The sequence below is a fragment of the Novosphingobium aquimarinum genome (assembly GCF_009746585.1).
Taxonomy (GTDB): domain Bacteria; phylum Pseudomonadota; class Alphaproteobacteria; order Sphingomonadales; family Sphingomonadaceae; genus Novosphingobium; species Novosphingobium aquimarinum.
The window spans coordinates 404,722-410,977 of the sequence record NZ_WRPO01000002.1; the positions used below are offsets into that span (position 1 = coordinate 404,722).

Annotated in this window: 9 protein-coding genes; 4 read left to right on the forward strand and 5 right to left on the reverse strand. The window is 61.7% G+C overall.

Going from position 1 to position 6,256, the window contains the following annotated elements; translation table 11 throughout:
- Positions 1 to 19: 19 nt before the first annotated feature.
- The 3 genes from GQO94_RS03975 to GQO94_RS03985 form a co-directional block, all read right to left on the reverse strand.
- Positions 20 to 1,120, reverse strand: a complete 1,101-nt coding sequence (locus GQO94_RS03975) for a M14 family metallopeptidase (RefSeq protein WP_156839833.1) — start codon at positions 1,118 to 1,120, stop codon at positions 20 to 22.
- Between the two features lie 66 nt (positions 1,121 to 1,186).
- Entirely contained in the window at positions 1,187 to 2,200 is a 1,014-nt protein-coding gene (locus tag GQO94_RS03980; protein WP_156839834.1) for a helix-turn-helix transcriptional regulator, read from the reverse strand.
- A gap of 40 nt (positions 2,201 to 2,240) precedes the next feature.
- A complete protein-coding gene (locus GQO94_RS03985; RefSeq protein ID WP_156839835.1) occupies positions 2,241 to 2,846 on the reverse strand; it encodes an aldehyde dehydrogenase family protein in 606 nt (201 codons plus the stop codon).
- Between GQO94_RS03985 and GQO94_RS03990 the strand changes: the two genes are divergently transcribed.
- A complete protein-coding gene (locus GQO94_RS03990) occupies positions 2,818 to 3,021 on the forward strand; it encodes a conjugal transfer protein TraD (protein WP_156839836.1) in 204 nt (67 codons plus the stop codon). The genes GQO94_RS03985 and GQO94_RS03990 overlap by 29 nt on opposite strands.
- A gap of 11 nt (positions 3,022 to 3,032) precedes the next feature.
- On the opposite strand, the gene GQO94_RS03995 is transcribed toward GQO94_RS03990, so the two are convergent.
- Together GQO94_RS03995 and GQO94_RS04000 are read right to left on the reverse strand one after the other, a co-directional pair.
- Positions 3,033 to 3,950 carry a nucleotidyl transferase AbiEii/AbiGii toxin family protein gene (locus GQO94_RS03995; protein ID WP_156839837.1) on the reverse strand — a complete coding sequence of 306 codons (918 nt, stop codon included), beginning with the start codon at positions 3,948 to 3,950 and terminating at the stop codon, positions 3,033 to 3,035.
- 3 nt (positions 3,951 to 3,953) lie between these two features.
- A complete protein-coding gene (locus GQO94_RS04000) occupies positions 3,954 to 4,742 on the reverse strand; it encodes a type IV toxin-antitoxin system AbiEi family antitoxin (protein WP_156839838.1) in 789 nt (262 codons plus the stop codon).
- Between the two features lie 409 nt (positions 4,743 to 5,151).
- Between GQO94_RS04000 and GQO94_RS04005 the strand changes: the two genes are divergently transcribed.
- The 3 genes from GQO94_RS04005 (at position 5,152) to GQO94_RS04015 (ending at position 6,150) form a co-directional block, all read left to right on the forward strand.
- Positions 5,152 to 5,358: a helix-turn-helix transcriptional regulator gene (locus GQO94_RS04005; RefSeq protein WP_156839839.1), complete on the forward strand. Its 207-nt coding sequence runs from the start codon at positions 5,152 to 5,154 to the stop codon at positions 5,356 to 5,358.
- The gene (locus tag GQO94_RS04010; RefSeq protein ID WP_156839840.1) at positions 5,355 to 5,549 is read left to right on the forward strand and encodes a helix-turn-helix domain-containing protein; all 195 of its coding nucleotides are present in this window, start codon (positions 5,355 to 5,357) and stop codon (positions 5,547 to 5,549) included. The genes GQO94_RS04005 and GQO94_RS04010 overlap by 4 nt, the downstream gene beginning before the upstream one ends.
- A 157-nt stretch (positions 5,550 to 5,706) precedes the next feature.
- Complete coding sequence (locus tag GQO94_RS04015) at positions 5,707 to 6,150, forward strand: hypothetical protein (protein WP_156839841.1); 444 nt, start codon at positions 5,707 to 5,709, stop codon at positions 6,148 to 6,150.
- Positions 6,151 to 6,256 lie beyond the last annotated feature (106 nt).

Below are 6,256 nucleotides of genomic sequence, written 5' to 3' on the forward strand. Positions count from 1 at the left end.
CGGCGCCCGCCACGCGGTTTCAAGGCGCGGGCGAGACGGCGCTCGCGAGCGCTGCGAGCGCTTGCCGCACGGCGAGCAGGGACTGGCCCGCGACCATTCCGCGCCAATCGTCGCGATCGACGTAGAAGGCCTCGGTGATCTGGCGCTTGATCGCACCGGCTTGCGGCCCGTTCGGATCCGAGTAGGCGTGGAGCCAGGCGTCTGACCTCAGCGCCTCAAGCACGTCATCGATGTGTTGCGTGCCGAATTCGAGCGCCATTGCCGTGACTTGCGCGCCCGGCAGCAGCGCCGGCGCGGCGCTGAGGCCGTCGCCGGCGATCTTGGCCGAGGCCGATGTGCCGTCGGCGACCGAAGCGAGGGCCGCGCCGTACCAGGCATGCGCGCGCCGGAAGTCCGCGCTCGACCGGGGGTGCGTGTTGATCTGCTCGCCATAGCCTTCGGGGCCGAGACCGGTGTGATAGTCGATGATACCCACCATGCCCGCGCCGCGAAGATACTCGGATACGATCGATTCCTGCGCGCGACGCGACCAGGTCGGCGCAGTGCCGCCGTAGAAGATGCCTTCGGGATGAGCGTATTGCCCGCCGCTCAGCGCCCGGACCAGTTCGGTCTGGCCATGCTTCTCGCCATAGGCGCCGAGGGCGGCCGCGCTCTGGCTCAGCGCGGCGGGGGTCCTTGCGTGCGGAACGATGGCCCTGGCGAGTTCGTCGTAGCCAGGATTGCGCGGGAGCGGGGCAGCGAAATCGATCCAGTTGCGGTTGAGATCGACGTTTTCGTGCGTGACGCGGCGGCGCCAGGCGAAGCCATAGGGGTTGATCGCATGGACCATGACCACGCCGACCCCTGCCGGCAGGCGTCGCATTTCGCCGCGGCGCAGCAGGTCGATCTGAGCGCCCGATCCGCAGAAGCCCTCGACGCCGTGGGTGCCCGAGATCAGCAGCAGCCTCGCGGGTGCGTCACGGTCTCCGAAGCAGGCGATCTCGGTGCTGAGTGTGCCGCCGTCGGGTCCGGTCTCGGGATGAGCGAGCGTGTCGAGCGTGCCGCCAGCGCGTTTCGCGTGCTCGCGAAAGCGAGCGCGGGCGCCCTGGTAATCGGCGCTGAAGCTATTTGCGGTGGTCATCGCCCGATGCTTAGTCAAGCACGCCAGCGCGCGCCCTTGCGCAGCGCCGAAACTTCTATGCGCGGCTCAGAAGTATTGGGTCCGCGCCTCGGTCGGCGAGACGCCGAAGGTGCGCTTGAAGGCGGTCGCGAAATTGCTGCTGTGCTCGTAGCCCGCATCGAAGGCGACTTCGGTGATCGAGGCATCGCTCGTGCGCAGGCGGCGCAGCGCCTCGTCCATGCGAAGGCGATGGCGGTAGCCCGAGATGGTGAAGCCGGTCACCTTTTTGAAGCTCTCCATCATCTGCGTCTCGTTCCAGGCGAGCATGCGGCACAGCTCGCCGACGCTCTGGCTGTTTGCCCCCTCGCTGTCGAGAATGGCGACGAGATCGCCGACGCGGCGCTGGGCCCGCGCCGAAATTCCGTCCGCGTTGCGCGGGATGTCGCACACTTCGGTGAAGGCATGGCACAAGAGCTCGATCGCCTTGGCTTCGATCATGAGATCCCCGAGTGCACCCTCGGGCTGGTCGAGCAGTTCCTCGGCCATGCGGCGAAGCTTCGCCGGCAGCGGCGCGCCGCGATGCTCGAAGCGGGGCGAGCGACCGGCGATGAAATCGCCGATCCCTTCGGGCAGGGTGCCCCTCGTCTCCTCGAACATCGCGCGCAGGAATTCGCGTTCGCAGATGAGCGTGATCGAGCGTTCGTGGGTCATACCGCCCACCCGCTCGACCTTCATCGAGTGCGGCGGCAGGACGAGGTAGCTCAGCTGATCCTTGCGGACATCCGATTTGAGGCCCTGATCGTTGCCGACTATGCTCGCACCGTCGAGCTTGACGTGAAACTTGAGAGCATCGGCGCAGCGGTGGCGATAGATCTGCTCCGCGTCGTGCCGGGTGTCGTTGAGCACCAGCGAGAAGCCGGGGCGGATCGTCAGCCCGCGCATCCAGCCGGCCACGCCTTCGCTGCGGCTACGCAGGCGCGGCGTTCCCTGAAGTCTCGTAAAGGCATTGGCCGGCCATTCGAACTGAACATCGAGCGCTTCGATCACCGGTCGCAAGGTGGGGTCGAGGGAGGCAATTCGCTGCTGCTCGACTGTTCCCATCAATGACTTGCTCCATGCCGCGATGCCGAAGCATACACCATCAGCGAACCAATTCCAGCGACTTCAACCGGCTATAGGCCCGCAGCCCTTCGATGCCGCCTTCGACGCCGAATCCCGATGCGCCCCAGGGTTCGGCGCCGAGCGCGAAGCCGCTTTGGTCCGAAGCGGCGGCGCTGGCGCGAAGCGTGACTCTGCCGGCGCGGATCGCCTTGGCGGCGGCATGGGTGCGACGCGCATCGCGCGTCCAGACCGTCGCGGCGAGGCCGTAATGGGTCGCATTGGCGAGCTCCATGGCCTCGTCGAAGTCGCTGAAGCGCAGGACTGAGAGGACCGGGCCGAAGACCTCGTCCTGCGCGATGCCCATCTCGCGCGAGATGCCGGTAAAGACCGTCGGCGCGACGTAGCAGCCGGTTTCGGGCAGGGACCGTTCGGGCGTGAGGCATTCGCCGCCTTCCGCGCACGCGGCGGCAATGAAGCCCGTCACCCGGTTCGCCTGGGTGGCGCTCGCAAGCGGTCCGAAGTTGCTCACCGGATCGAGCGGATCGGCGGGCACGAGCGTCGCGCTCGCCGTCAGCACCGCGTCCATCAGCGTGTCGTGAAACGAAAGGACGAAGCAGCTGATCGAGCTCGGTGGCCTCGTCGCCAAGGCCGACTTGATCGAGCTGACCGACGATGATCGCGCGGCGCTCTACGGCGCGTTGCTCACCGTTGCGGCCAAGCTGCGCGGGCCAGATGGGGCGCAGGCGCTGGTGCTGTTCCGGCGCAAGGGGAAGCGGGCGTTCGAGGCTGAAGAGCGCGGCAAAGGAAGTTCAACCGGATGACTTCTGACCCGCTACGGGAAAAGTATTGCCCCTAATGCATCGGCAAGCTCGCTTCGCTGGCCTTTGGACAATCGGTCAAGGTTTCGTTGCTTCCATAAGACTGCTGGCAGGTACTTGGCTTCAGGTATGCCGAGAAGATTCCAGTCTGGTTCAGCGCGCTTGAATGCGAGTAAGAACTGACGGTGCACATCTGGCATTTGGGCAACCATTGTGGTGACGAGCGCCTCGCGCGTAGCCTCCAGATCGGCAAGATCGACTTTTTCTAGCGTCATGCCGACAAAGCCGCGTTCGAATTCCCCGATCAGCGGCTTGCGGGTCGGGGCGAGCACTTCGGCGATCGGGCGATTGTGGCTGATGAGATAGATGAGGAATGCGCGCCGCAGCTCGTCGCTTATGCCTTCATTCGCCAGCAGGTCTCGCACGTCGAACAAGTCGCGCGGGTGCTGACGATCCAGCGCCGCGACAATCTTTCCAGCATAGAGGTCGGCGAAGGAAACAACCTGCATTTCGGCGAAGCCGAATGTGTCTTCGACTAAGGGCACGACGCTCATGACCACGGGGTCGTAGACGGTGCCACGCAAGACAGGCGTTACCTCTATCTTGATTTGCACGCCTTCGGAGCGGACGATGACCTTGGTGATGATGTTGTCGCCTGCGGAACGCGATGGGGCGAACGCCGCGCCCGGTATCCCGGCTTCGATCCGCTTCTTGATCCGCACCATCGCCGCGTCGATAGCTGCAAGTGATGAAGCGCGATCCTCGACCGGCAAGTAGGTCAGGTCGATGTCCACCGAGAGGCGCGGCAAGTCGCGCACGAAGAGGTTGATCGCCGTGCCGCCCTTGAGCGCGAAGCACTGCTCTTGCGCCAAGAACGGGATGGCGCGGATCAGGAGGGCAACCTGCTGCCGATAGGCGTCCTGGAAGGCCATTTCCTATTGCTCTCCAAGATCGGCAGGCACCGTGATGTCGTATTGCGGATCGAGCCTGCCGCCCTTCACCAGAACCCGTTTGCCGGAACCCAAATCGATGTTGGCCAAGTCGAGTTTCGGTCGCCAAGCATGGCGGTGCCGGTCGGCAAAGAACAGGAACAGCCGCTTCACCTTCACGTTGGAGCACGCTTCGAGAAGAGCTTGCAGGCGACGCGGGCTGAGATCGCTTAAACCTTCCATTAAGGTATCGACCTGATGAAAGCTCTCATGCTTGGGCAATTCATCGAGCAGTTCGAGAACGGCGCGTTCCTTGCTCGAATAACGAACCGGCAATTGCGCGCCAACGGCACTGTACGTGGTGGGGCTTGGCAATGGCGGCGTGTCGGCATTTGCCGGAAACAGGCGTAAGCTGTTGCGCCAAGCAAATGTCACGTCGAGCGGCAAATCAGCAAGCCAGGTCGGCGGGCGTGTTGGTCCGTAAAGGTGGACTGTCTGGACATTTGCCGAAAGGTAATGGGCATAGCCTTGCTGTTCGAGCGCGGTGCGACCGCCAACAGTCAGTGGGAGGTCAAGCATGGTCTGAAGCGAGATCGCGACTTGCTGCCAGGTCATAGGCTCGCGTGAACGGCGATAGACCCGTCGCGCTGGGCTATCTAACCAGCCGGAACGTACATACTGGCTGCGCAGCGCTGACGAATAGCCATTGGACTCCAGCCATGCGGCATCGACTAGAAGTCCCTCCGGAAGCTTCCGTTGGAGCTGGTTTAATTTTCCATCCGAACGCGTAGCCATACTTAGCATATTGCCACCTATATAAACCGTCGTCGAGTTTAAAATATCGTCGAAAGACTAAGTCGAACTTAGCGTTCTAGCAAAGGCTCAAACCACTGCGACCAACCGGCCGCGTTAAGAAGAGAATAATTCGTGCACGAGGTCCGGCACTGGAAGCGCACAAGGCCGCCGTTGCCACCGTAAATCCGAGCGTTCCGATCGCGAAATCGGGCCGCCCGAAAAAAATTCTCAGAACCAGAAGGCAGCGGCGCGATGGTCCGCAAAAGTCTCCCACCATCCATAGGCATTCTAAATCACCGAAATCGCTAAAGCTTTGGCCGAATTCCAGCTCGAGCCGGCCCTTGAGTTCCGCTAGAAAGTTCTCACTATGTTCTGCGGAGGGTTGCGAATACCAAAGTGAGGCCGCCCAATGTCCAATACAGAACGCATCATCCGCCTGAGAACTGTGCTCGACCGCACAGGCCTCTCCCGTTCCACCGTCTATCGCAAGATCGCCGAAGGTACCTTCCCTTCGCAGGTCAAGATCAGCATCCACGGCGCGGGATGGCACGAGACCGCCATCAATCGCTGGATCGCCGATCCCGCTCACTATCGCGAAGAGGAACCGGCGGAATGAGCGGCCAGCAACCTGTCGAACCGATCTGCGTCAGGATCAATGACGCTGCCCGCATGATCGGTGTCGGGCGCACGAAGCTCTATGAGCTGATTTCAACAGGCGAACTCGAAACGGTGAAGATCGGAAAGTCGACGCGCGTTACCACTGCCAGTATTCATGATCTGGTCAAGCGGCGGTGTAGTCCAAGTTGATCAGGCTGAGAATTGAAACGCGGAACCAATGCGTGCGACTTACTTAACTTTTACCAGTCCGATTGTAGTCTTGCGACCTCGACGGTAACAAATTCATTCGTTGGCAATACGTTTGCATGATCGGAAATGGCGACGGATATCATGGGAGGGGCGGTTGGTGGCTGCAAAGGCAAAGGCTTCATTGGTTATCGTTTGGCTGCTCTCGGCAGTTGTTACTGTATCCCCCACCTACGCCCAAAACACTGAGCGACCGGACTATTATGTTTCCGGTGAAATCGATCAAGGTTGGTGGAAAGCAGAATCTCGCATTCTCGTCGACTGGGATCAAAACAAGCCAAGAATGACAGGGCTTGAGTGCCTAGCTAGCCATGATCGCTATTTGCAGGGCGGACAACCGCCGATGCAAATCATGGTCTCGCACCCCGTTGAGTCCGGCGATTACCGTTACCGTTTCACGTTCAATCTGCCCGACGGCGACATGATTGAACGGCGGGTGGAAACAATCACGATTGGCGGCAGGCCCTATCGCCGCGAGAATCTCCAATCGCGCATCATTCCTTGGTTTGGTGTACATGGTGAAGGGGTGTCAACGGCGGAGTAAAAGTCGTCCATTAGGCGGAGTAAAACCAGGCCACTTGATCCGGGTGTTGGCGAGCGCCGTGAGGGCGTAGCCCGAGCGGGGGTCGCCAACACCCGGATTGTCATTT

Excerpts from the sequence above, each read along its gene's own strand:
- GQO94_RS03975 (WP_156839833.1), bottom strand. The coding sequence starts at position 1,120 with ATGACCACCGCAAATAGCTTCAGCGCCGATTACCAGGGCGCCCGCGCT.
- GQO94_RS04000 (WP_156839838.1), bottom strand. The coding sequence starts at position 4,742 with ATGGCTACGCGTTCGGATGGAAAATTAAACCAGCTCCAACGGAAGCTT.
- GQO94_RS04005 (WP_156839839.1), top strand. The coding sequence starts at position 5,152 with ATGTCCAATACAGAACGCATCATCCGCCTGAGAACTGTGCTCGACCGC.
- GQO94_RS03980 (WP_156839834.1), bottom strand. The coding sequence starts at position 2,200 with ATGGGAACAGTCGAGCAGCAGCGAATTGCCTCCCTCGACCCCACCTTG.
- GQO94_RS03995 (WP_156839837.1), bottom strand. The coding sequence starts at position 3,950 with ATGGCCTTCCAGGACGCCTATCGGCAGCAGGTTGCCCTCCTGATCCGC.
- GQO94_RS04010 (WP_156839840.1), top strand. The coding sequence starts at position 5,355 with ATGAGCGGCCAGCAACCTGTCGAACCGATCTGCGTCAGGATCAATGAC.